Source organism: Archangium violaceum, from assembly GCF_016887565.1.
Taxonomy (GTDB): domain Bacteria; phylum Myxococcota; class Myxococcia; order Myxococcales; family Myxococcaceae; genus Archangium; species Archangium violaceum_B.
In genome coordinates this window covers 3,873,975-3,898,171 of the sequence record NZ_CP069396.1, presented here as the reverse complement: position 1 = coordinate 3,898,171, position 24,197 = coordinate 3,873,975, and the positions used below count along the sequence as shown (strand labels likewise).

General features: G+C 69.6%; 14 protein-coding genes. All 14 read right to left on the bottom strand.

Annotated features, from left to right (window positions below; all coding sequences use genetic code 11):
- Window positions 1-81 precede the first annotated feature (81 nt).
- The 14 genes from JRI60_RS16140 to JRI60_RS16075 all read right to left on the bottom strand — a co-directional run bounded on the left by JRI60_RS16140 (window position 82) and on the right by JRI60_RS16075 (window position 24,190).
- A complete protein-coding gene (locus JRI60_RS16140) occupies window positions 82-4,035 on the bottom strand; it encodes a serine/threonine-protein kinase PknK (protein WP_204226754.1) in 3,954 nt (1,317 codons plus the stop codon).
- 53 nt (window positions 4,036-4,088) lie between these two features.
- Complete coding sequence (locus JRI60_RS16135) at window positions 4,089-5,099, bottom strand: stage II sporulation protein M (RefSeq protein ID WP_204226753.1); 1,011 nt, start codon at window positions 5,097-5,099, stop codon at window positions 4,089-4,091.
- 61 nt (window positions 5,100-5,160) lie between these two features.
- Entirely contained in the window at window positions 5,161-6,012 is an 852-nt protein-coding gene (locus JRI60_RS16130; RefSeq protein WP_239470549.1) for a TonB family protein, read from the bottom strand.
- Window positions 5,999-6,430 (bottom strand): ExbD/TolR family protein, encoded by a 432-nt coding sequence (locus tag JRI60_RS16125; RefSeq protein WP_204226751.1) that lies wholly within the window; start codon window positions 6,428-6,430, stop codon window positions 5,999-6,001. The genes JRI60_RS16130 and JRI60_RS16125 overlap by 14 nt, the downstream gene beginning before the upstream one ends.
- Before the next feature lie 2 nt (window positions 6,431-6,432).
- Window positions 6,433-7,110 carry a MotA/TolQ/ExbB proton channel family protein gene (locus JRI60_RS16120; RefSeq protein WP_204226750.1) on the bottom strand — a complete coding sequence of 226 codons (678 nt, stop codon included), beginning with the start codon at window positions 7,108-7,110 and terminating at the stop codon, window positions 6,433-6,435.
- Window positions 7,111-7,234: 124 nt separating this feature from the next.
- A complete protein-coding gene (locus tag JRI60_RS16115; RefSeq protein WP_204226749.1) occupies window positions 7,235-8,467 on the bottom strand; it encodes an MxcI protein in 1,233 nt (410 codons plus the stop codon).
- Between the two features lie 51 nt (window positions 8,468-8,518).
- Window positions 8,519-11,074: a TonB-dependent siderophore myxochelin receptor MxcH gene (mxcH, locus tag JRI60_RS16110; RefSeq protein ID WP_239470548.1), complete on the bottom strand. Its 2,556-nt coding sequence runs from the start codon at window positions 11,072-11,074 to the stop codon at window positions 8,519-8,521.
- Window positions 11,075-11,161: 87 nt separating this feature from the next.
- Entirely contained in the window at window positions 11,162-12,538 is a 1,377-nt protein-coding gene (locus tag JRI60_RS16105) for a class II 3-deoxy-7-phosphoheptulonate synthase (protein WP_204226747.1), read from the bottom strand.
- A 38-nt stretch (window positions 12,539-12,576) separates the two neighbouring features.
- Window positions 12,577-16,911: a myxochelin non-ribosomal peptide synthetase MxcG gene (gene mxcG / locus JRI60_RS16100; protein ID WP_204226746.1), complete on the bottom strand. Its 4,335-nt coding sequence runs from the start codon at window positions 16,909-16,911 to the stop codon at window positions 12,577-12,579.
- A gap of 60 nt (window positions 16,912-16,971) precedes the next feature.
- On the bottom strand, window positions 16,972-17,898 hold the full coding sequence (locus JRI60_RS16095) for an isochorismatase family protein (RefSeq protein ID WP_204226745.1): 927 nt from the start codon (window positions 17,896-17,898) through the stop codon (window positions 16,972-16,974).
- Between the two features lie 14 nt (window positions 17,899-17,912).
- Window positions 17,913-19,577 carry a (2,3-dihydroxybenzoyl)adenylate synthase gene (locus JRI60_RS16090; RefSeq protein WP_204226744.1) on the bottom strand — a complete coding sequence of 555 codons (1,665 nt, stop codon included), beginning with the start codon at window positions 19,575-19,577 and terminating at the stop codon, window positions 17,913-17,915.
- Window positions 19,574-20,797 carry an isochorismate synthase DhbC gene (gene dhbC / locus JRI60_RS16085; protein ID WP_204226743.1) on the bottom strand — a complete coding sequence of 408 codons (1,224 nt, stop codon included), beginning with the start codon at window positions 20,795-20,797 and terminating at the stop codon, window positions 19,574-19,576. Before dhbC ends, JRI60_RS16090 begins: the two co-directional genes overlap by 4 nt.
- A gap of 97 nt (window positions 20,798-20,894) precedes the next feature.
- Window positions 20,895-21,668, bottom strand: a complete 774-nt coding sequence (locus JRI60_RS16080) for a 2,3-dihydro-2,3-dihydroxybenzoate dehydrogenase (protein WP_204226742.1) — start codon at window positions 21,666-21,668, stop codon at window positions 20,895-20,897.
- A 176-nt stretch (window positions 21,669-21,844) separates the two neighbouring features.
- Window positions 21,845-24,190, bottom strand: coding sequence for a FecR domain-containing protein (locus JRI60_RS16075; RefSeq protein WP_204226741.1), 2,346 nt, complete (start codon window positions 24,188-24,190; stop codon window positions 21,845-21,847).
- Between the last annotated feature and the right edge of the window lie 7 nt (window positions 24,191-24,197).

Below are 24,197 nucleotides of genomic sequence, written 5' to 3'. Positions count from 1 at the left end.
TCACGACCCGCCGAGTCGGGTCGTGAAGCCCTTTTCTACTGTGCGTCGCTGGGCGGGGTGCACCCACCAACGCCGCTCGTCCTACGCCGTGGCCTCGCCCCAGCGCTGGCGGACCAGCGCGAGGGTGCGAGCATTCTCGGGCACCTGGCGCAGGAAGCGCTCGCGCGCCGCGGGGTCTGGAATGTCGTCGGCGCGCGCTCGAACGCACTCATAGGCCTCCCGAAGGGCCATCTCCCCCGTGCACTCATCCCCTTCCGCGAAGCAGGCCTCCGTCAGCGCCAGGTGCATGGCGACCGCGTACACCCCCCAGCTGCCCATGCGCGCCACGTCCTGCACACCCAGGTCCGCCACCTGCCGGGCCTCCGTGGCGCGCCCCTGGGCGAGCAACACGTTGCTGAGCACCGTGCGCGCATAGACCAGGTAGGACAGGAACGGCTCCAGGAGCTCGCAGGCCCTGCGGGCATACACCTCGGCCTCATGGAGCTCGCCGCTGGCCGCCACCACCTTCGCCAGCATCGCGTGCGCCGTGCCCTGCTTGAAGGACAGGAAGTCTCCATTTCCCATCCACTCGCGAACCAGCTCCCGCGCCTCGCGCTGATGCTCCGGATCGGCGCTGCCCGCCAACGCCTGGATCAGATGATGCCGGGCGTGGGCTCCCACGAGACGTTGATCCGTCCGCAGGGAGATGGCGACCGCATCCCGCAGCCGCTCCAAGGCCCCGGGCAATGCCCCCAGTGCGTCCAGGGCCATCCCCGACAGGGTCTCCAGCGCGCTCGCGTTGCGCTCGGAGCCGATCTCCCGGAAGTCCCGCATGCCCAGCTCGGCCACCAGGAAGGCCTGCCAGGGCCTGGCCTCGATGAGGTGAAGGAAATAGCCCTGCATGAATCTCATCCAGCCACGCGCCACCGGATCATCGCTCACGATGTCCGCGCCCACCTCGATGATGCGCCCGAGCAGTTGCTCCATTCCCTGGCGCGAACCGGACCAGGCCATGGTGAGACCCAGCAGGGCAACGGATTCGATATAGGCGGCGAGCGCCTCGGGCTCCGGAGAGGTGCGCAGCAGGAGCTCTCTCAGCCTGACCGCCCGCTCCTGTTGACCGTCCTGCCCGGTCCCGAGAATCAGTCCTCCCATCAACCTGCACCACAACCGGCTGCCCGCCTTCAACTCGGACACCACCGGCATTCCGAGCTCCAGCGCCCTCTGGATCTGCTCCAGCCAGATGGCCACCACGGCCTGGAGCGCGCGCAACCGGGACTGGGCCTCGCCGCCCACGCCACAGGCCAGGGCCGACTCCACACATTGGAGACATCCCTGCAAGGCATTGCGCTCGAAGAGCTGCTCGGCGGCCCGGGTATAGAAATGGGCCGCGAGCTCCAGCTGCTGCCCGAGCTGGTAATGCGTGGCGAGCACCACCGGGTCGGTCTCCCCCATCCGCTCCAGCCAGGCGCCGGCCAAACCGTGGCCCGTGAGCCGGTGACGGTCGGGCACCAGGCCATAGGCCGCGTCCCGCACGAGCGCGTGCCGGAAGCGGTACTCGACCGTGCCGGGGAAGCGGCTGTCGGGCTGTGGCTCGATGACCTCCTGCGCCACGAGCTGCCGGAGGTGCTGCGCCAGCATGTCCGTCGCGTCCTGCCGGCCCAACAACTCCCCTACCCCCTGAGCCCAGAAGGTGCGGCCGAAGAAGCTGGCGGCCAGCAACACCTGACGGGCCCCGGACTCCATCCGTGTCAGACGCGACTGGAGCACCGCCAGCACCGTCTCCGGCGCGGCCTCCCCGCGTCCCTCGGCCGCCACGCGGATGAGCTCCTCCAGGAAGAGCGCGTTGCCGTCGGACTGCTCCACGACCCTCCGCACGACGGTGTCGGAGACCCGCGACCCGAGCACCTCGCGCGCCAGCCGGGCACTGGCCTTGCGGCTCAGGCCTTGGAGCGGCAACTCCTGAAGGGAGGGCGACCACAACCCGGGGAAGAGCTCCTTCACCTCGGGCCGCGCCAGCGCCAGCACCATCAATGGCCGTCCGGCCAGCTCCCGCAGCACCTCGTCCACCAGCTTGATGGTGAGCGCATCGCTCCAGTGCAGATCCTCCAACACCAGCAGCACCGGCTGGTGGGTGCACTCCGCGCCCAGGAAGGACACCAGCGCCCGGCTCACCTGAGCGCTCATCAGCCGCGGATCGCCGCGCGCGGCACGCAGGCGTGGACTCGCCTCCCCGGGAAAGGGGATGGCGCACAACTCGCCCAGGGACTCGACGACATCCTGGGCCTCGTCCTCGGGGAGGTGCCGGGCCACGCGCTGGTACAGCCGGGTCCGGCGTGCCTCCAGGTTCTCCCCTTCCACGATGCCGCACAGCCGCCGCAACGCCTGCCCCAGCAGGCCGTACGAGGCCCCCGCGCTCATGGGGTCTCCCCGCCCCAGCAGCACCAGCACCCGCTGCTCCTGGCGCTCGATGCGGCGGAGGAACTCATGGCGCAGCCGGGACTTGCCCACGCCCGCGGGGGCCGTCACCAGGAGGGCCCGGGCGGCTGGCGCCTCGATGCAGGAGTCGAGCGTGAAGTCGAGCCGGGCCAGCTCCTGCTCGCGCCCCACGCAGGGGGTGGGCTTGCCCAGCAGCGGACGGGACGCATCGGCGCTGAGCTGCTCGCCTTGCAGCAGGAAGGTGCCCGCCGAGGAGCGCGAGAGCTGGAAGCCGGGCCCCAGCAATCCGGCCGTCACCTCGTCCAACACCACACAGGAGGAGGCGGGCATCCGCTCGAGCTGGCGCAACAGCCGCCCCGCCCCGTCCATGGCATCACCCACCGGCAGGTGCTCATTGATGACGCCCAGGCCCGTGACCAGGACGACGGCGGCCTCGGGCCAGCGCTCCTTGAAGGTGAGCGCGCACCGGGCCGCCAGGGCGGCCTGATCCGTGGCACTGCCGCGCTCTGGCACCAGCGTGGCCACCAGCGAGCCGTCCGCCAGCAACTCCACCCGGGCGCCAAGGGGAGCGAGCGCCACACGCAGCGCATCCAGCGAGGAGGCCCAGGCCCGCTCCACCGGGCCCTGCTCATCGGGCTGCACGCCCAACAGGGACACCAGCAAGACACTGACGAGCTGCTGCTCGGCCCCGGCCAGGCTGGGGGGACGCGAGTCCTCCATGCCACGGGGCAACAACAACTCCGGCACGGACTCCAGCGCCGAGAGCGCCTCCAGCAGGGTGGAGGCATCCAGCAACCGCCGCCGCGGGTCCTTGGCCAGCATGCGGTCCACCAGCACCTGCACGCCCGGGGGCAGATCGGCGCGCAGCGTGTGCAGGGGAGCGGGCTCGGTGAAGAGAATCTTGGCCAGCGCGGCGGCGAAGTGGGGAGCGGCGAAGGGCGGCTGACCCGTGAGGCACTCGTAGAGCACACAGCCCAGGGAGAAGATGTCGGCGCTGGGGGGAGTGTCTGGCTGGCTGGAGGCCTGCTCGGGCGACATGTAGCCCGGAGTGCCCACCACGATGCCGGGGCGTGTCACCGCCAGCAGGGAGCGCGTGCGGGCGATGCCGAAGTCCAACAGCACCACGTCCTCGGGACGGCCTCCCCGCAGGAAGAGGTTGGAGGGCTTGAGGTCACGGTGGACGATGCCCTGCTGGTGCGCGGTGACGAGCGCCTCGGCGGCGCGGCGCAGCAAGGCCAGGGCCTCGGAGAGGCCAAGGGACTGGCGGCTCAGACGCTGAGCCAGGTCCTCGCCTTCGAGCCACTCCATGGCCAGGAAGCGCTGGCCCGCCTCGGTGGTGCCATGCGCGACATAGGAGACGATGCCGGGGTGGCACAGCTCGGAGAGCAGCACGGCCTCGCGGTTGAAGCGGTAGGCCACCTCCGGCGAGTCGATGACGTGCAGGAACTTGAGGGCGACGGGCCGGTCGGAGAGGCAATCCCTGGCCCGGTAGACGAAGCCCATGCCGCCACGCCCAGCCAGATCCTCGATGATGAAACGCCCAGCGACGCTCTTTCCCCGGGAGAGAGGAAGCCCTGGAGTGCCTGACGGAGACGGATCCGTGATGTCGTTGTCCATGCCGTGGTGCGCCCCTCGAACAGACAAACTACCACGTTCATGAAGCTGCTTTTCTACGACGCGCCGCTTCCATCCGCGGCGGCCCTACGCGCCCCTCTCATCCAGTCCGAGCACAGGTACGCGTAGACGCCCAGGCCCACCGTCAGGGCGAAGGAGACCTTGAAGGCCACCGAGAGCTTCGGCGGGTGGATCTGCGAGATGGTGCCCTCGATGAAGCCCGCGAGCACGAAGAGCGCGAGCGTGCCGAAGAGGAGCTTCACCGCGCGTACGGCCTCCTGGCGCAGCGCCATGCCTCGAGGGAGACCGCGCGGAGCGATCTGACCCCGGGCGATGACGAAGCCCGCCGCGCCCGCGATGCAGATGGCGGTGATCTCCGGAATGCCGTGGGGGAGGATCCACGCCCAGAACCAGCCAGCCATGCCCTTGGCTGTGTACACCTGCGCGAGCGCGCCCAGCATCAGCCCGTTGGTGAAGAGCATCAGCGCCGTGCCCACGCCCACGGTGATGCCCAGCGCGAAGGCGAGGAAGGCCACCTGGATGTTGTGCGTGAAGAGGAAGGTGGTGAACTGGGCCTGCTGCCCCACCGACATGCCATCGCCCGCGGCCTCCTCGGCGGCGCGCTTGATGGGGTCCATGCCCAGGTGCTGGTCGGGGACGAGGTAGGGCGCCGCGTCGGGGTCCACCAGCATGCCCAGGTACCCGAAGCCCGCGCCCGCCAGGAACAGGAGCACCGACGCCGCGTACATGCGCCACTCCTGACGCATCAGCGCGGGAAAGCCCCGGGCGACAAAGCCCCACACGTCCGCGAAGCGCGGCCGCTGGCCCGGGTAGGTAATCGCATAGGCCCGGCCCACCAGGTCATTGAGGTACGCGCTCACGTCCGCCGAGCCGCTGCGCGCGCGCACCCAGAGCAGGTCGCTGGAGACGGCGCGGTACAGCTTGCCCAACGAGCGGGCCTCCTCCAATTCGAGGGCGCGCAGACCCTGCCCCTCCGCCTTGTCGAGCAGGGACTCCAGCTTCTCCCAGCGCGGCCGCCGCACCTCGATGAACTCGGGCATGTCCATACGAGGCGACTCTAGGAGCCTCCCGACGAATCAGCCAGGGGGCGACGGCCCGTCATCCCCCTCACCGACGCTTGAACCGGACCCGGATCGGCGGCGAGGTGGCCGCGTACGGACGGCCGTCCCGGTCGAGGGCGGCGTCGAAGCGCGCCCCCCGCGCACAGGCGAGCGCCGCCTGGCCGAAACCATGGCCCGGATCGGACACCAGCTCGGCCGAGGTCACCTGGCCCTCGGGAGTCACGACGACGCGCAGCACGACCGTCTGCTCGTTGATGCGCAGCGTGTCCGCCTCACGCGGCCAGGGGCAGTCCCAGTTGCGCGCGGGGAGCCGGATGGGGCGGGCCCTGCTCGTTCCGGTTCCATTGGCATCGTCTCCGGAGCCAGCGACGGCCTCGACCGCCCGCGCGGAGCTTCCGTTGGAAGCCGTCACGCCTCCGGCATAGCTCTCGGCCTGACCGCTCACGATGTCGAATCCGGTGAAGTCGAGGGGCGCTTCCCCCTCCTTCACGGCGACGACCTCTCCGGCCCGAGCGGGCTCGGAAGAGGGAGGCGCGTTGGTGGGCTTCGCGCGGCTCGGTGGCGTCTCGGCCCGAGCCGCTCGCTGCCGTTGTTGCCGCGGCGGAGGCGGAGCTGGGGGAGACACGGGAGGAGGAGGCTCGGGAATGGCCTGGGGTCGCAGGTCCACCACATGATCGACCCGGATCGGCGGCTTCGGAGCGGCCACCGGCGGAGCGCGCGAGGCCCCCTCCTGCCACACCCGCCATGCGAACACGCCCGCCACACCGTGCAGGGACACCGTCGCCACCGCCGCCCACACGAGCACGCCCGGCGTCCTCGGCTTCACGGGTCCGAGGATGATCTCCGCGATGCTCTCGGCGCCGGACTCGCGCTCCGGGGGTGGCTCAGGGGTTCGCACGCCCATCCTCCGTTGGCTCCGGACGGACCGTGCCGAAGGCCACGCGGGTGAGCCCCACCTCCTTCAATTGGTCGAGCACCGAGATGACCTGCCGGTGGGGAACCGCTCCGTCCGCCTGGATGACGGCACGAAGCTCCGGGTCCGTCGCGAGCGCCTGACGCACCCTGTCCCGCAAGGCCGCTGCATCCGTGTCCGCTCCATCCACCTGGATCCTACCGTCCGCGGTGATCGAGATGGCGAGAACCGTCTGGAGCTCCTCGCTCTGGGAGGCCTGGGGCAGGTCGAGGGGCAGGGCCTGGTTGTCGATCATCTTCGCGGTGACGATGAAGATGATGAGGAGCACCAACGTGATGTCGACGAGCGGCGTGACGTTGATTCCCTCGATCAGCCCGCCGCGTGGTTGCGTTCCACCCGCCATGACTAGTCCATTCCCTTCCCGGCCGCTCCGGCGCTCTTCTCCCGGGCGGACACATAGGCCAGCACGAGGTTGGTGAGCGCTTCGGCATCCGAGAGCATGCGGGTAATCCGCCGCTGGAAGTAGTTATACGCCGCGACCGCGGGCAGGGCGACACCGATGCCCACGGCGGTCGCCACCAGGGCCTCCGCGATGGCGCCCATCACGAGGTTCGAGGCCACCCCTCCGGTGCGTCCCCCCGTCGTCTGGCCGAGCGCCTCGAAGGCGAGGAGGACGCCGATGACGGTCCCGAAGAGTCCGATGAAGGGCGCGTTGTTTCCCAGGGTGCCCAGATAGGCCAGGCGGTTCTCCAACGTGGAGCGCTCGATGGCCAGGGCGCTCTGCATGCCCTTGTCGGCGGCGGTCAGCCCCCGCGGCGCGAGGCGGAGCCCGGCCCGGGCCACCACCGCTCCGACAGACGTCCGCTTCTCAAGCTTCGCCAGCGCCCCGGGGAAGTCCCCGCTCGAGAGCGTCTCCTCGAGGGTGTCGGAGAGCTCGCGAAGGACATCCTGCTTGCCGCGGAAGACGAACCAGCGCTCGACGATGATACCAACGCTCCCCAGGGAGAGCGCGAACAGCAGCCAGAGGACCCAGTTGGCGCCCCACTGCACGAAGACATTCTTGATCATTTCAACGATGGGCATCGTCGTCCTCCTTCCTCGGTGAGGGTCCTTACCATGGGTCATGACCTCCGCGATGGGCGGAGCCACCGCGGGACGTGAGCCAGCCGGCTACGCCCCGCGGCGGAGAACAGGTCGCTTGGACGGCTCAGCGAACCTGGAGGAAGGAGAAGGCGACGCCCTGGAAGTTCGTCGTCACCTTCCCGCTCTGGTCCGTCAGCTCACGGAGGTTCGTCGACGCGGACCCGCTCGTGAACTCGGAGAAGAGGATGCGGTCGTCGGCCTGGTACAGGAAGGCACTGCCGGAGCTCGCCGGGAGCGACTCGACGGGGGTGGCGGACAGGGGGTTGAACTGGACCTTCCACCACTTCCACGCCGGGGCGCTCGCCACGAGCCGGGGGTGCGTTCCGTCCTTCACCGTGTAGACGGTCTCATCGAGGACACGCAGGTAGACGTTCCCATTGGAGCCGGGGAACAGCGTACCGGCGGTGCTCCCCTTGGCGAGCGAGCTGAGCTCCACGAAGAAGGAAGGATCGAACTTGAGCGTCTGGGGATCGAACTTGAGCACGCAAGGCACCGGCGTGTTCTCGCCCGCCATCCGGCGCACCGCCGAGCCGTACACCTCCGTCGCGATGTAGACCATGCCGTCGGGACCGACGACGCCCTCGCGCACGTAGCCGCAGCGATCATCCTTCACGATCGTCGCCGTATCGGTCCTCGTGTCGATGACGACCACGCCGGCCTGCTTGACGATGCCAATCCCCGTGGCCGGGCGCCAGCCCAGGGGCATGATCACCTGGTTCTCGCGGCGGATCGGCACCGCGGAGAAGGTCAGGATCGCGCCCTCGACGGAGATGCCAGTGAGGTTGATGCTCCCCGTGACCGTCATGTCCGTGGGGTTCCAGACGATGGCCTGCGAGGTGCGCCCGTCGAAGTAGTACGCCTTGGTCGGCGAGACGAACTGGAACTGGCTCTGGTACTCGCCAATCGACGACACACCCTTGCCCTCGAAGCTCACCACGCCCGACTGCTCCAGGCGTCCAGCGCTCGACAGGGTATAACGGGTGACCGTGGGGCCCTCGTCTCCAGCCACGTAGAGGTGGCCCGACTTCTGGATGCCGACGCCGAGCGCGCGTCCGGGAACCTCGATGGCCTTGTCATCCAGCACCAGCGACTCGGCGTGGTCCACCTTGTCCGTCAGCAGGACGTAGCTCACGGGCTCATCGGCCGTGAGGATCTGCGTCGTGATGGCATACAGCGGGGTGTTGGAACCATTCCCGCCGTCCGGGTTGTTCGTGTCGTCGGGCTCACAACCCGCGAGGAGAGGGAGGGCGAGCGCCGTGACGAAGCGGAGGGAGCGAAGAGGGGTCGCGAGCTTCACGTGAGATGCCTTTCTGCTGTCTTGAGTCGTACTGCTGGGGGTCCTGCGAAATCAGAGCGCCACCGTGAGCTTGGCGAAGATGCTCCGCCCGGGGCGCCGTACTCCGTAGAAGTCGAAAGAGGGCGCGTCGGTCAGGTTCTGCACGTCGACCGTCCAGCTCAGCGTGGTGGGCGCGGCGCGGGTGACATAGGAGAGGGCGAGCGAGTGCAGCAGTTGAGAGGAAATCACCATCTTGCTGTCCCGGGTGCCCGCGCCTTCCCACGAACGGAAGAACTCGTGGATGTAGCGTGAGTGCCACGTCAGCGAGAGCTCGTCCTGAGGGCTCACCAGACCCGCGAGCTGGAAGCGGGCACTGCCATTGGCCAGCAGGTAGGGGCGGTTGGGGATGCGCCTGCCCTCGAAGGAACCGAAGTCGCCTTCGCTGGAGATGTTGCGGAAGTCCTGCCAGGTGACGTTGCCGTCAAGTGCCAGGTATTGCCCCGGAGAAGTCCACCCCGCCGAGCCCGCGACGCCCAGGGCTCGGGCCGCGTAGACGTTCTGGTAGGTGAAGAAGCTCTCCTTGCCCGTGAGGATGATGAGCTGGTTCGCGAGGCGTCCGAACCCATTCACGCTGGCGCGAAACGCGCCCGCCGGCATCTGCTCGGTATCGAAAGTGAGTCCGAGATTGACGTTGTGACTGGTCTCGGGCTTCAGGTCGAGGTTGTCGTTGATGAGCATCCCATCGCCGAAGAGCTCGTCCGGACGCAGCAGGCGCGTGGCCCATTCATAGGAAGCCTTCGCGTAGAGCCGCTGGGAGAGCCGGAACCGGACGCCGTCACCCACGCCCACTTCGTGGGTGTTCTGCTCGAGAGGCTGGAAGACACCACTGGGCAGGAGCTTCTCCGCGCGCGCCAGCTGGAGGTAATCCTTGACGAAGACGATGTTCTCGAGGCGCTCGTCGAGGGCATCGAGCTCGTATTCGAGACCGCTGACCAGCGAGAACAGGTTGCGCTCGCTGTCGAGCGGGTCGACCTGCTGCCGGGCACGGAGACGCTTGTCCTCGCCACTCCGGGTCACGAACGTCGGCGCGAGCGAGAAGCGAAGCGTCTGGGATTCGGAGACATTCCAGCCCAGGTTGAGCCGTGCGAAACCGGTGTGCTGATCCACGTACCGCTCGACGGCACGCGGCTGGATTTCACCCTGCTGCGGAAGCTCCCGGACGCAGCGGCCGAACCAGTTGTAGGCGCACTGATCGAGATCCAGGAAGGTCGTCTGGCGCCAGGTGTAGCCGGCGACCGCGTCGACCGAGAACACCTGGGAGAAGAGCTGCTCGAAACGGAGGGTGGCGCCACCGGAGAGATCGCCGGAGTCCACCCCGCCATACGGCACCGTCATGGCGGGGTTGTGCTGGATCTCCTTGTCGTACGTCCCCAGGAACGCGCGCAGGAGCAGACGCCTGGCCCAGGGCCTATCCATGAAGCCCGCTTCGACACCACCCCCCGCGGCCCTGTAGCCATCATGAAAGCGATAGACGCGCGTGGGCTTGGGCCTCCCCAGCTCGTCGGCGACCAGGACTTCCATGGGATAGTCATTCCTGGCGTAATCGAAGAAGCCATTGGCCCGGGCGAACAGCCCGGTGGACTCCTGGAAGTGCCGTACACCCGCCGTGAGGCGATGCGTGTCGAAGGAGCCGAACTCGTAGGACGCATCGGCGCTCGTCCCGCGGACCTCCTGGTCGGTGACGAGCTGGACCGCCCCTCCCAGGGCATCGGCGCCGAAGCGGATGGGCACGACGCCCTGGTAGAGGTCGATACGCTGGACCAGGTTGACGGGGACGTTGGAGATGTTGGGCCCGAAGCCCGCCAGCTCGAGCGGGATGCCGTCGACGAAGAAGCGGATCTGCTCATCCGAGAGCCCGGCGAGTGAGAAGCGCGTGCGGCTGCCAAGGCCTCCCTCGCGGCGCACCGCCACGCTCTCCGTGCGAGCCAGGGCCGTTCCCATGTCGGCGGCCTCGCGCTGGATGTTCTCGGTCTCGATGACCTGGACCGCCTCGGCGGACTGGCGCCGGCGCTCCGCCTCGGACTCGCCCTCGACGGTGACTTCGATGGGCTCCTCGTTGGCGGCCTCCGGGCCAGGAGGATTGGAGGGGGGCACGACGGGCTCGGCGGCTTCCGCAGGAGGAGGAGTCTCCTGCTGGGGCAGACGGAACTCGTAGGTGTAGAGGATGAGCGAGGGCATCGCGATGCCGTTGCGCTTCGCTGGCTCGAAGCGGAAGCGGAGCGCCGCCTCGCGGGCCGCCTCGTCGAAGCCATGTCCGGCGGGCTCGAGCACCTCCGCCTCCGTGACGGTGCCGCTCGCGTCGATCTTGAGCCGGAGGGGAACCCTCGCCTCGAGCCGCTCGCGCTCCGCCTGGGCCGGGTACAGCGCCTGGACGAACTCCAGCAACTTCGGCGGCACGAGCGCCGGAGCAGGAGCCGGAACCGCTCCGGACTCCTGGGGCGCCCCCGCTCCTCCAGGTTGAAGCGCTCCAGCCTGGGCCTGGGCCAGACCGGACACGAGAAGCCCCGCCAGCAGCACCGCCGGGACGAAAAGGCCGTGGCCTCCGCATCTGTCATGATCCCCAGACACGCTGGGGATTATGAAACTGGTTCTCATTTTCATTTTCGCGGCAGAGCTAGTCCCCTACGGCCAGTACTGTCAAGGAGGATCTCCGGTTCAGGCCGCCCGGACCTGGAGGTCTCGGAGAGAGTGGAGCGCCTCCGCCACGAGGAAGGCGAGTTGCAGCGCCTGGTCCGCGTTGAGTCGCGGATCGCAGTGGGTGTGGTACCGACTGGACAGGTCGTCCTCGGTCACCGCGCGGGCACCGCCCAGGCACTCGGTGACGTTCTGCCCGGTCATCTCCAGGTGCAGACCGCCCGGATGAACGCCCTCGGCGGCGGCGACCTGAAGGAAGGTCTTCACCTCCGACAGGATGCGGTCGAAGGGCCGGGTCTTGTACCCGTTGCTCGCCTTGAGCGTGTTGCCGTGCATCGGGTCGATCGACCAGACCACGGGGCGGCCATCACGCCGGGTGGCGGCCATCAGCCTGGGCAGACACTCGGCGGCCTTGTCCGCGCCGAAGCGGCCGATGAGCGTCAGTCGCCCCGGGATGGCCTTGGGGTTGAGGACGTCGATCAGCCGCAACAGCTCGTCCGGCTCCAGCGTCGGGCCGCACTTCAGGCCGATGGGATTCTTGATGCCCCGCATGAACTCCACATGCGCCCCGTCGAGCTGGCGCGTCCGCTCGCCAATCCACAGCATGTGCGCGGAGGTGTCGTACCAATCCCCCGTCGAGGAATCGACGCGGGTCATGGCCTGCTCGACGTTCAGCAGCAGGGCCTCATGGCTGGTGAAGAGGTCGACCGGGCCCAGGGAGGGCTGGTGCTCCGGGCTCACGCAGAGGCTGCGCATGAAGCACAGGGACTCGAAGATCTTGTCCGCCAGCCCGCGGTAGCGGTCGCCCTGCGGGCTGCCCGCGATGAAGTCGAGCGTCCACCGGTGCAGCTCGCAGAGGTCCGCGTAGCCGCCCTGTGAGAAGGCGCGCAGCAGGTTCAGCGTGGCCGAGGACTGGTGATAGGCCTTGAGCAGCCGCTTCGGATCCGGCGTGCGCTCGAGGGGATCGAAGTCCATCCCGTTGATGATGTCGCCGCGATAGGCCGGCAGGGTGACCCCGTTGATGGTCTCGACGGAGCTGGAGCGGGGCTTGGCGAACTGACCGGCGATCCGGCCCACCTTCACCACCGGACGGCCACCCGCGAAGGTGAGCACCACCGCCATCTGGAGGATCAGCCGGAAGGTGTCTCGGATGTTGTCGGCCGTGAACTCCTTGAAGCTCTCCGCGCAGTCACCACCCTGCAGCAGGAACGCCTTGCCCTCGGCGACCTGGGCGAGCGAGGCCGTCAGGCGGCGTGACTCGGCCGCGAATACCAGGGGAGGCAGGCGCGACAACTCGGCCTCGGTGCGAGCGAGCGCGAGAGGATCCGGGTAGTCGTCGGGAATGTGGTTGGCGGGCTTCTCCCGCCAGGAGTGGGGGGTCCAGTTTCGGTTCGTCACAGAAGTACCGTTTCCAAGAAGAGGGGCTGGGGAAGTCGTCACGGTTTCGGGAGGAGGCCGTGCTCCACGCAGTAGTCCAGGTAGCGGTGGAGCAGCTGGCGATCGGCCACCGGACAGGAGATGCCGCTGCCCTCCAGGGCCTGTGTCACCCGCTCGCTGCGGATGGGCCCCAGGCCGAAGGCGGGCTCCGCCGAGCCCGAGCGCAGATCGAAGAACGCCAGTGTGGTGCTGTTGTCCGCGTTGCCCGCGCGCTCCGCCACGCGCGCGCGCCACTCGGGGACCGGGAACAGCTCGACCGGGTAGCCGTAGTCACGCACCCAGCCGAACAGCTCCATCAGCCGGACCTCCGGAACGGGCGTGACGTTGAACACCGTGCCGGGCCGAGGCACCAGCGAGAGCCGCACGAGCGCCCGCGCCACATAATCCACCGGCGTCCATGACTCGCTCACGTCGAGCATGGGGAGCGCCCCCGCGGGGATGCCCGCCAGCAGGATGCGCCAGACCAGGTCCTGCGGATTGACGATGCCGCTGTCGGGCGCGCCCACGACTCGCCCAAGCCGGTACACCGCCACCGGCAGACCGCGCTCGCCCGCCTGTTGGACCAGCCGCTCCGCCACCCATTTGCTCTGCTGGTAGCCATCGCGCAGACCGGGGTGCGCGCGCACGAAGTCCTCGGGAACCTCGGGGCTGAGGTTCGCCTGCGGGGCCACCGCCAGCGTCGAGACGTAGTGGAAGGGTTTGGGCCGCACGGCGGCGGCCAGCCTCAGGAGCTCGCGAGTCCCCCGCACGTTGACCGCCTGCAGGCTGCCGTACTCGCGCACGACGCTGACCACCGCGGCGTTGTGGTAGACGGCGTCGCACTCGGCCGCCAGCCCGTGGAACCGCGTGGCGCCAAGCCCCAGCATCGGTTGCGTCAGGTCGGCCGGCAGTGCCAGCACCCGCTCGGCGAGGCCCGTGGTCGGGAGCCTCTGGGCCACCAGGGCCGCGCGAATCCGCTCCATCGCCTGCGCCTCGTCGCTGGCGCGCACCGGGCAGACCACCCGTGCATCGGTCTGGCGCAGCAACTGGTCGAGCAGGTGTGCGCCGACGAAGCCGGTGGCGCCGGTCAGCAGGACCTGCCGCGGTGGAGCCTGCTGTGCCTGGCTCGGGGTTGGAAGCTGTCGGGGAACGATCTCCTCGGACAGCTCGGCATCGGCGAGCATGGCGGCGGTGAGGCCACCGCTCTCGGACCCGGCCTCCGCGCCTCGCTCCAACATCTGCGCCAGCCCGGCCGCGGTCGGGTAACGGAACACCGTGGCGACGGGAACCTCGCGGCCCAGCGCGACGCTGAGCCGGTTGGCCACCTGGATGCTCTGGAGCGACTGCCCGCCAAGGTCGAAGAAGTCGTCCTGCGCGGACATGCCGCTCACGCCCAGGACCTCTTCCCAGACGCGCAGCACCACACGCTCGAGCTCGGTGGCCGCGATGGTCGCCGAGGCGGACTCCTCGGTGGGCAGCATGCGGCGCAGCTCGGAGCGATCGATCTTGCCCGTGCTGGTCCGGGGCAGGCGCTCGGAGAACACGAAGGCACCCGGCACCATGGGCGCGGGCAGCTCCGCCAGCAGGTACCGGCGCAGCTCCGTCGCGGAGGGAGCGGGGGACGCCGCGACGATGTGCGCGCACAGCCGCTTCGTGCCTCCCGGCAGGCTCTGACCGACCACGGCGGCCTCGCGCACGCCGGGGTGTCCCAGCAGCACGGTCTCGACCTCGGCCGGGTCGATCCGGTGACCGCTGATCTTGAACTCGTCATCGACGCGACCGACGAACACCAGCTGTCCATCCTCGCGCACCCGGACCCTGTCACCCGTACGGTAGGCACGTGGACTGCCGGGCAGAGCATCGAGCAGCTTGAAACGCGCCGCGTCCAGCTCCGGGCGTCCCAGATAACCTCGCGCCAGACCGCCGCCCACCAGGTACAGCTCGCCCTCGGTGCCCGGAGCGGCGAGTTTCCCGTGTTTGTCGATGAGCACCGCACGAACACCCGGGAGCGGACGGCCGATCGGAATCTCCTCTCCGACGGACCCGGGCTCGCCAGCACCACTGAGCGTGGCGACGGTGGCCACCACGGTGGCCTCGGTGGGGCCGTAGGTGTTGAGCAACGTCACCTCGGACCCGACGGCGGCGCGCCAGCGCGCGACCCGCTCGGGAAGCGCGGCCTCTCCACCGATGATCACCGTGCGGATGCAGGACGGCAGACGGGCCGCGCCCGTTGAAACGCTGTAGGCGAGCTCGTGCCAGAACGCCGTGGGCAGGTCCAGCACGGTGATGCCGTGCTCGGCACAGGCGTCGAGCAGCCGCGTCACCGACTGGAGCATCTCATCGGTACGCAGCACCAGCCTCGCGCCAGCGCACAGGGTCAGGAAGATCTCCTCGACACTGGCATCGAAGTGCAGCGGCGCGAACTGCAACACCCGGTCCTCGCGGCTCAGCCCGTAGCGCTGCGTCGCCCCCGCCACGAAGTGGGCCAGCGCCCCCCGGGTGATCTGCACACCATTGGGCTGACCCGTCGAGCCGGAGGTGTAGATGACATACGCCAACTGCTCGTCCGCCGTCTGCGCGGCGGGAGCTGGGCGGGGCGAGGCCGACGCGCTCCGCTCATTCTTCCGCACGACCGGACGACCCGGGGCCGCCGGATCGGTGGTGATGATCAACGCGGGAGCGGCGTCCTCGAGGATCGCGCTGGTCCTGGACGCGGGCCCCTGGGGGTCGAGCGGCAGATAACCCGCCCCGGAGAACAGCACGCCCAGGCTCGCCACGATCGCATCGATTCCCCTGGGCAACATCACCGCCACGGGGGTGTTGGGCCGCACGCCCGCGTCGACGAGCTGGTCCGCCATCACACAGGCGGCCTGAAGCAGCTCGCGGTAGCTCAGCCGCTGCTGGCCATGTTCCACCGCGACCGCATGGGGTTGCTCGTGGGCACGATCGGAGATCATCTCCAGCACCGCGCGCACCGTCGAGGGGAGCGGTCCTCCGTCGAGCACGGGCGAGCGGCCCTCCCCTGCCCCCACGCTGGAGGCGGGTGTGGCGCCATGGCCGCTGGCACGACCCACGACCTGGTCGGGCGCACCGACCAGTGACTCCAGAAGCTGGAGGAAATCGCGCTGGTGGGTGTCCAGTTGCTCGGCGCGATAGCAGGCCGGGTTGGCGTCGAAGTCGACCCGCACTCCGCCACCATCGGACCGGGCGTACAGACCGATCGAGAGATCCTCGACCGGCCCGGCGGAGATGTTGTGCGCGACGGTCGGCATCCCCGCGAAGCGCAGGGCGTAGTCGAACGGCATGATGTTGACCACCGGGCCGAACAGCCGGCGCTGCCCGCCGACCAGCCGCAGGTCGCGGCGGAGCTGCTCGTACCGGTAGCGCAGGTGGGGCCGCATGGTGCGCAGCTCCGAGGCGACCTCACGGGCCAGATCGAACCAGCCGATCCCCGGGCGCACGGGCACGCGCAACGGCACGATGTTCATCGCCATGCACGGGACGCGCAGCGCGGCCGAGCCGAGCCGGGACATCACCGGCAGGCCGAGCACCACCTCCGGTGCACCGGTCAATCGGTGCAACCAGGCCGCCGTGGCCGCGAGCACGAGGTCCGGCCAGCTCACACCCGCCTGACGGGCGGCCGTCTGCAACCGCTCCACGTCGCCAGCTGACAGGTGGCGCGTCTGGCGTACGAAGCTGGCCGACATGGGCGCGGGTTCCGCCAGGCTCACCGGGGTGGGCCTATCCGCGAAGCGCTCCACCCAGAAGGCCCGGTCGAGCTCGTACTGAGACCCGGCCCGGTAGGCCGCGTCCTCGTCCAACACGGTGCGCAGCGAGCCGAAGCCACCCGTGGCGGGCCGGCCGGTGACGCGTGCGGTGTAGAGATCCGCCACCCGCCGTGCCAGCAGCGAGAAGCCAAAGCCATCCATGGCGATGTGATGGATGCGCTGGTACCAGAAGAACCGGTCGGGAGCGGCCTTGAACAGCGCCTCCGCGAAGAGCGGCCCGCAAGCGAGATCGACAGGCCGGGACAGGTCCTCCCTCATCCACGCCCGCGCGGCCTCCCAGGGGTCCGGAGCGTCGCTGACATCGACCACGTGCAGCGTCCAGTCCGGCGAAGGCCCGAGGAGTTGAACGGGCCCCTCGCCACCGGACACGAAGCGCACGTTGAGCGCCTCGGCCTCTCCGACGGCCTGCCGCACCGACGCCTCGAAGAGCGCCACATCGACGGGCCCGCGGATCTCGAGACACTCGCCCGCGTTGTACACCGGGCTCTCGAGATCGAACTGCTGGCCCAGCCAGATTCCGTGCTGGGCCGCCGACAGCGGCCAGCGGGCGTCCTGTGAATCGCTCATCGCTCGGTACTCCCTGGGGGGAAACACACACGGTGAGGGGATGACCCCTCGTTGCATGGACTACGAGGGGCGGTGGGACTGGCCCTGGGACGTCGCCGTCACGCCCCGCGCACTCGAGGACAGCAGTGCGTACCAATCGGTCAGGGTCGGGCGCTCGGCCAGCTCCACGAAGGAGATCTCCGCTCCGGTGCGCCGCCAACGCTCGACCAGGCTCATGATCCGGATCGAGTCGAGCCCTCTCTCGAGCAGGTTCTCGTCATCGCCGATCTCCGAGGGCCCCTGCAGCAACAGCTCGGCAACATCCTCACGCACCTGCTGACGGCTCAGGGGCTGCTCGCCCTGGGCGGTCGCGGGCCGCAGCTCGTCGATGACCCGCTGCGTGGTGGTGGTGACGGCGCACAGCCGCGCCGCGTAGTTCAGCGCCATCTGGTGGTTTTCCAGGGAGAAGTCGCCCAGCGCGTCGGCGACCAGGAACGCCTGCACGTCGTGCATGAACGCATGGCTGGCCGTCTGGAGGCAGCCGATGTGAGCGTAGATGCCCGTGATGATCAGCTGGTCGCGCCCGCGCTCGCGCAGGAGCTCCAGCAGCCCGGTCTTGATGAACGCGCTGTAACGCCACTTGGTGAGGAGGATGTCGTTCTCACCCGGAGCGAGCGCATCGACGATCTGCTTCTGGTGCGGGCCACCGTTGATGCCCGGACCCCAGAGATCCAGCTGAAGTCCGCGCTGCTCGGGCGTCTGACCGCCGGGCTGGGCCGAGTACACCACCGGAATGCCCAGCGCGGCGCAGTGCTGCTTCAACCGCTGGATGTTCGCCAGCAGCTCCGTCACGGGCGACTGGCCGGGGGTGAAGGCATTCAGGAAGTAGTTCTGCATGTCGTGGATCAGCAGAACCGCGCGCTTGGGGTCCGGCGTCCACGACACCTTGTTCCTGGGCAGGTCTGCCTCGCCGGGCATGGGATAGGGAGAAATGGCGGGGAGTGCCATGGGAGTGACTCCTTTCAACGCGAAGGGGTGGAAGCGGCGTTTTTCGAGGGGGAACGGGTGAGCGTCTCGCGCAGGGCCTTCTTGCTGACCTTGCCGACCCCGGTCTTCGGGAACGCGGCGATGAACTCGACCCGATCCGGAATCTTGTAGGCCGCCAGTCCGCGCTCGCGCAGGAAGGCATTGAGCGCGGCGGCGGTCGGCGGTGTCTCACGGGGAATGACGAACGCGCAGGTGCGCTCGCCGAGGAACGGATCCGGAATGGCGACCACCGCCGCGTCGTGGACGGAGGGATGAGCCAGCAGGTGGTTCTCGACCTCTTCGGCCGCGACCTTGTCACCGCCCCGGTTGATCTGATCCTTCGCGCGCCCCTCCACCACCAGGTAGCCTTCCAGTGTCACCCGGACCAGATCACCCGTGTGGTAGAAGCCATCGGGCGTGAACGCCCGCGCGTTGTGCGCCTCGGCCATGTAGTAGCCACGGATGGTGTAGGGACCGCGCGTCAGCAGCTGACCGGTCTCCCCCGGAGCGACCTCGTTCCCCTCCTCGTCGACCACCCGGATCTCATCGTCGGGAGAGATCGGCCTACCCTGGGTGGTGACGATCAGCTCCTCGGGGTCATCCAGCCGCGTGTAGTTGACCAGTCCCTCGGCCATGCCGAAGACCTGCTGCAGCGTGCAGCCGAGCGTGGGACGCACCCGCCGGGCGGCCTCGGCGCTGAACTTCGCGCCTCCGACCTGCAGCACGCGCAGGCTCGACAGGTCGTGCCGCCTGGCCTTGGCGGACTCCAGCCAGATCATCGCCAGCGGAGGCACCAACGCGGTGATCGTGACCCGCTCGCGCGCGATCAGCGGGAAGGCCTCGTCCGGGCTGGGGTTCAGCGCCAGCACGGCCGTGCCACCCGCGTAGAAGGTGCCGAGCACGCCCGGCGAGCTGAGCGGGAAGTTGTGCGCGGCGGGCAGCGCGCACAGGTACACGCTCGACCCGTCGAGCTGGCAGATCTCCACGCTACCCCGCAGGCTGTAGATGTAGTCGTCGTGGGTGCGCGGAATGAGCTTGGGGACGCCCGTGCTGCCGCCCGACAGCTGGAAGAACGCCACGTCGCTGGCGCTCGGCCCCGGCAGCTCGGCCGGAGAGGCGTACAGCCCGCTCAACGAGGTGAACGGGCCGGCCTCACCGGCGACGATCACATGCCGCAGGGTCGGCACCGCGCCACGGACCTGCTCGGCCAGCGTGCGGTAGTCGAAGCCGGAGTGCTTGTCCGGGATGATGTAGGCGACCGCCTCGGTGAACGAGCAGAAGTAGTTGATCTCCGCGCCACGGTGCGCGGGAAGCGCGAACACCGGCAGCGCGCCCAGCCGGAACAGCGCGAAGATCACCTCGAAGAACGCGCCGATGTTGGGCAACTGCACCACCACCCGGTCCCGCGGCTTGATGCCCAGGGCATGGAACCCGGCGGCCAGCTGGTCTGCTCGCGCGTCGAGCTCGCGGTAGGTCCAGCGCTGGGCGCCGGCCACGAGCGCGGTGCGCTCACCGTGATTCCGGGCCCGCTCGCGCAGCATCTGGCCGAAGGTCTCGCCCCGCCAGTAGCCGGCCTTCCGGTACCGCGTGGCGAACTCCTCGGGCCACGTGGGGCAGCCCGGCAGCGGGGCCGCTTCCTCCCGAGGGACAGGCGAAGTCATGGCTGCACCTCGGCGCCCTGCCCCAGCCCCATCGCCTGGAGCATGGTGCGGAACTTCGCCTCGGTCTCGGCCAGCTCGGACTCGGGCTTCGAGCCCGCCACGATCCCCGCTCCCGCGAACAGCCGCAGCGTGCGCTCATCGGCCTCGGCGCAGCGGATGGTCACGGCCCACTGGCCGTCTCCGTTCGCGTCGCACCAGCCCACCGTGCCCGTGTAGAAGCCGCGATCGAACGGTTCGATCGTGTCGATCGCCGCGTGGGCCAGCTCGGTCGGGTAGCCACACACCGCCGGCGTGGGATGCAGCGCGAGGGCCAGCATCAGCGAGGAAATCGACGGATCCGCCAGCTCGCCGGTGATCCGGCTCGACAGGTGCCACATGGTGGCGGTGTTGACGAGCGAGGGCCCAGCGGGCACCTCCAGCCGCTTGCAGAATGGACGCATGGCCTCCGCGACCGCGTCGATCACCACGGCGTGCTCGTGGAGATCCTTGGGCGACGCCAGCAGTGCGGCGGCCCGAGCCTGATCCTCGCGCGGATCGGCGCTGCGAGGCGCGGAGCCCGCCAGTGGATTGGCCAGCACCTGCATTCCCGAGCGAGAGACCAGCAGCTCGGGGCTGGCGCCGATCAGCGTCCGCCGGCCCGCCCCAGGCGCGGTCGCCTGAGGAGGCAAGTCCACCGCGAAGGTGTAGCCCGTGGAGTTGCGCTGGGCCAGGTTGCGCAGCAGCTGCCGCAGATCGATCGGCGTGGGGGTGCTGAGGTGCAGCGAGCGGGACAGCACCACCTTGCGCAGCGGGCCGCTGCGCATCAGCTCCAGCGCCCGCGTCACCCCATCGATATAGGCGGCGGGCTCGGGCACCGGCCGGACCGTGTAGCGCGCCGCCGGGGCACGATGCACGGGAGCGGCCGAATCGAACACCAGCGGCCCCGCCCGCTGCAGGGTCATCGGCACCACCAGCTGCGCCGGGACCGAGCCGTCGAAGGGCACCGCGCCGACCGCCACCGGGATGTCATGAGCGGCTTCCCGTGCGTCGTTGAGCACCGCCGCCACGCGCTCGGGCAGACGCTCCAGCGCGTTCGTGCCACCGGCGTGCGGCACGGTGGCGAACGTGCCTCGCGCCAACAGCGTGCGCTTGGGCGAGGCGAAGAAGAAGGACGAACCGGCCTCGTAACTCTCGAGCAACTGCGCGGCCAGCGCCTGCGGCACCGTGGGACTCTCGGTCATTACAGTCACCTTCCCGTGTCGGGATTCAGGACCACTCTTCCCGCACGACTGACATTGAAAATGCAAACTATTCTCAACTTCGAGACAGCAAGAATTCCTACACCCCCAGGGTCGCACCACCGTCGACACACAGGTCGTGCATGGTGATGTGGCGGGCCCGGTCGGAGACCAGGAAGGACACCGCCTCGGCGATATCGGTGGGAGTGGCGATCCGGCGCAGCGGAATGCCCACGCGGAAGGTCTCGGGAGAGCCGGAGATCATCGCCTGCGCACCGTTCTCGTCGGCCCAGAGCGAGCGCTGCATGGCCGTGTCGGTCGAGCCGGGAGACACCACGTTGCAGCGGATGTTGTGCTGGGCCAGCTCCAATCCCAGACATTTGGTGAACATGGTCGAGGCGGCCTTGGAGGCGGCGTAGGCGGCCATCTGCATGCGCGGCACCCCGGCGGCGTTCGAGCCGACGGTGACGATGACTCCCGTCCGGCGAGGCACCATGCGCCTGGCGACCGCGCGGGAGACGTGGAAGACCCCGTGGGTGTTGACCGCGAAGGTGGAGGCCCAGTCCTCATCGCTCAGCGACACGACCGAGCCGATCCGCAGCACACCCGCCACGTTGACCAGGATCTCGATGGGCCCCAGCTCGCGCTCGACCCGCTCCACCACCCGCTCGACCGCGGCACTGTCGCTCACGTCGGCCGGAAAGGCGGCGGCACGGCACCCGCGCTCGCGCAGCTCCGCCACCAGCGAGGCCAGCCCCTCCTCCCGCTTGTCGAGCAACGCCACCGACGCACCGTCGGCCAGCATCCGCGCCACCTCCGCACCAATGCCCTGCGCCGCACCTGTCACCAGGGCCACTCTGGTGGTCGCTCCCATCTCTTCCGACTCCCTTCGACGCGCCCGAGACCGCCGGGCCGAAACGACACTCAGATAATGAGAATGGTTCTCATTATCATTATTCAGGGCAGACAGGTGCCATATCCCGCCCCTTCCCGTCAAGCGCCGCGCGCACGGGTAGTGAAGCGAGAGGATGACTCCGGAGGTTGGTGTCGCTACTGGGGTTGTGTGGGAGTGAGCCCCGACCAGCCGAGTGTCAGCAACGCGCTCCAGTCGCCCCAGACGCGGGTCCCGTCGGGACCGAAGCCCCGGCGCACGGAGGTCCCCAGCTCGAATCCAGCGAGTCGCAGGCGCGCACCCAGCCCGGCCGCGAAGGCCACGGGTCCGTCCGCACGAGGCGTGGCGTCGACCAGCCCATCGAGCTCGGCCCCGAGCGCCAGCCGGGGAAGGGGCAGGAACCACGCCTGATACGCACTGTCCCAGGTGGCCTGGGCCTGACCCGGCCGGAGGGCGTAACCCTGGCTGGTGGAGAAGGCCCACTGCCCCCTGCGCATCCCCGCGAGCAGCGCTGGACGCAGCCGCAGCCCTTGGACCTCCTGGCCGAAGCCGGAGCCCGCGAAGGTGCCATCGAAGGACAGCAGCACGCGGAAGGCCGGGGAGTCCGTCAGCCGCACCCGCCCAGACAACGAGACGGACGGTGCCGTCGCGGGCAGCTCGCCCGCCTCGTCACCACCGCGCAGCAACGCTCCGGGACGCAGGGCCACCGCCGTGCCCAGGGCCACCCGCTCGGACACCCGGCCCTCCACGGCGAGCACGGTGCGACCGCGAGCGAGGTCCACGCCTCCCGAGCCCAACGCGGGCTGCACGCGCAGCTCGCCGAGCCAGGCCTGCGGCAGCCATGCGGTGGGCAGCGGAGCCGCCTCCACCAAGCCACCCGACGGAGCGCCCAGCAGCGGTTGGAGCGCCACTTCCTCCTCGGCGGCCTTCACGACGGGCGCGGGCTCCACGGTCACCACGGGAGCCGGGGCTCGCTGCTCCACCGGCGCCAGGGCACTGACCTGTTGGATGGACGTGTCACCCCAGAGTGCCTCCAGGGCGGCCACGCGCTCACCGCCGCGCATGCCCGGCACCGCCCGCGTCATCAACGAGCCATCCTTCTGGCGCTGCAGCGACGCCTCCACCCGCGTGCCGTACTGCCCGAGCAGCTTCAACTGCGGGAAGGGTCCCTCCAGCGGCGTCCCGCGCTCGTCGAGCACCAGCACCTTCACCCGGAAGGCATCGGCCACGGGCTCCAGGTCCACCTCCACGCGGGGCGGCGACACCGTGAGCGACAGCTTCTCCGGGCGCGCGTCGGGCACCCCGCGAGGCATCAGCTCCAGCGTATGCGTGCCTACGCTCTCCACCCGCACCGGGTGCGTCGTGGGCGCGCCGTCGAGGCGGAAGTCCAGCGACTCGGCGCCCTCGACCGAGAAGTCCACCCGGAGCGCGCCCTGGATGCCCTGGATGCCCTGGATGCCCTGGGGCCCCACCACGCCCCGCTCCGTCTTCACGCGCAGCACCTCCACCTGCCGCACGGCGGAGGCCTTGCCCAACAGGCCCGCCGCGTCCACGGCGCGCACTCGCGCGAAGTACCTGCCGGGCCCCAGTGCTCGAGCCACGGACTTCGGGCCCTCCCCCGCCGCCTGCACCGTCTCGCCGTGCACCCGGTCGTTGAAGCGCTCGTCTCGCGCGAGCTCCACCCGGTACGACGCCGCCTCCTTCACGGGGGCCCACGCCAGCTCCTCGTCCACCCCCTTGTCCTCCAGCAGCAGCCGCACCGAGCGGACACCGCCCGCCCACGACGGGGCCTCGGGCAGCGGGCGCGGCTTCTCGGGAAGCTGGCCCCTGGCCACCCGCGTCCCATGATCCTTCGGTACCTGGACGCTCTGGCCCTGCGCCGACACCTCGGCCTGACCGTCGAAGACGGACACGCGGCTCATCTGCTGCGCGTCCACGCCCACGTGGATGTCTTTCGAGCGCGCCGCCACCGTGGCCGCCGGCATCTGCACTCCCACGGGCTCGCCGCGCAGCTCCGCCAGAGAGACGTTCAGCTCGCCCTGCAGCAGCTCCACCGCGCCGGACTTCTTCACCTTGTCCGTCGCCTGGGCGGCCTTGCCGTAGATGACGACGAGCGCGTTCTCGTTCATCTGCAGCCGCGTCAGATCGCGGAAGGTGACCTCGGCGCCGGCCTCGCGCAGCGTGTTGACGGAGTCCAGCCGCCACAGCCCCTGCCCGGTGTTCGCCTCGCGCCACTCCACCTTGCCGGCCCGCTTGGAGTTGACCTCGGGCTTGATGAAGGTGAGGCGCGCGTCCGGGTCGCCCTTGATGCGCAGCACCGTGCCCGGCTTCAGCTCGTGCGGCGGCGGCCCCATCTTGTTGAGCGCGTGCAGCTTCGCCGAGCCGACCGTCGCGTCGCCGAACACCTTGCGCGCCACGCTGCCACACGTGTCCCCGGGCTGCACCACGTACACGTCGTCGTCCGGGGCCTGCTGGGCCCATGAAATGGCCGGCGAGAACAGCACAAGGGCG

What these genes read in the sequence shown, in the direction of transcription:
- JRI60_RS16125 (WP_204226751.1), bottom strand. Translation starts at nt 6,430, where the DNA reads ATGGCGGGTGGAACGCAACCACGCGGCGGGCTGATCGAGGGAATCAAC.
- JRI60_RS16140 (WP_204226754.1), bottom strand. Translation starts at nt 4,035, where the DNA reads ATGGACAACGACATCACGGATCCGTCTCCGTCAGGCACTCCAGGGCTT.
- dhbC (WP_204226743.1), bottom strand. Translation starts at nt 20,797, where the DNA reads ATGACCGAGAGTCCCACGGTGCCGCAGGCGCTGGCCGCGCAGTTGCTC.
- JRI60_RS16080 (WP_204226742.1), bottom strand. Translation starts at nt 21,668, where the DNA reads ATGGGAGCGACCACCAGAGTGGCCCTGGTGACAGGTGCGGCGCAGGGC.
- JRI60_RS16135 (WP_204226753.1), bottom strand. Translation starts at nt 5,099, where the DNA reads ATGGACATGCCCGAGTTCATCGAGGTGCGGCGGCCGCGCTGGGAGAAG.
- JRI60_RS16120 (WP_204226750.1), bottom strand. Translation starts at nt 7,110, where the DNA reads ATGCCCATCGTTGAAATGATCAAGAATGTCTTCGTGCAGTGGGGCGCC.
- JRI60_RS16095 (WP_204226745.1), bottom strand. Translation starts at nt 17,898, where the DNA reads ATGGCACTCCCCGCCATTTCTCCCTATCCCATGCCCGGCGAGGCAGAC.
- JRI60_RS16090 (WP_204226744.1), bottom strand. Translation starts at nt 19,577, where the DNA reads ATGACTTCGCCTGTCCCTCGGGAGGAAGCGGCCCCGCTGCCGGGCTGC.
- mxcG (WP_204226746.1), bottom strand. Translation starts at nt 16,911, where the DNA reads ATGAGCGATTCACAGGACGCCCGCTGGCCGCTGTCGGCGGCCCAGCAC.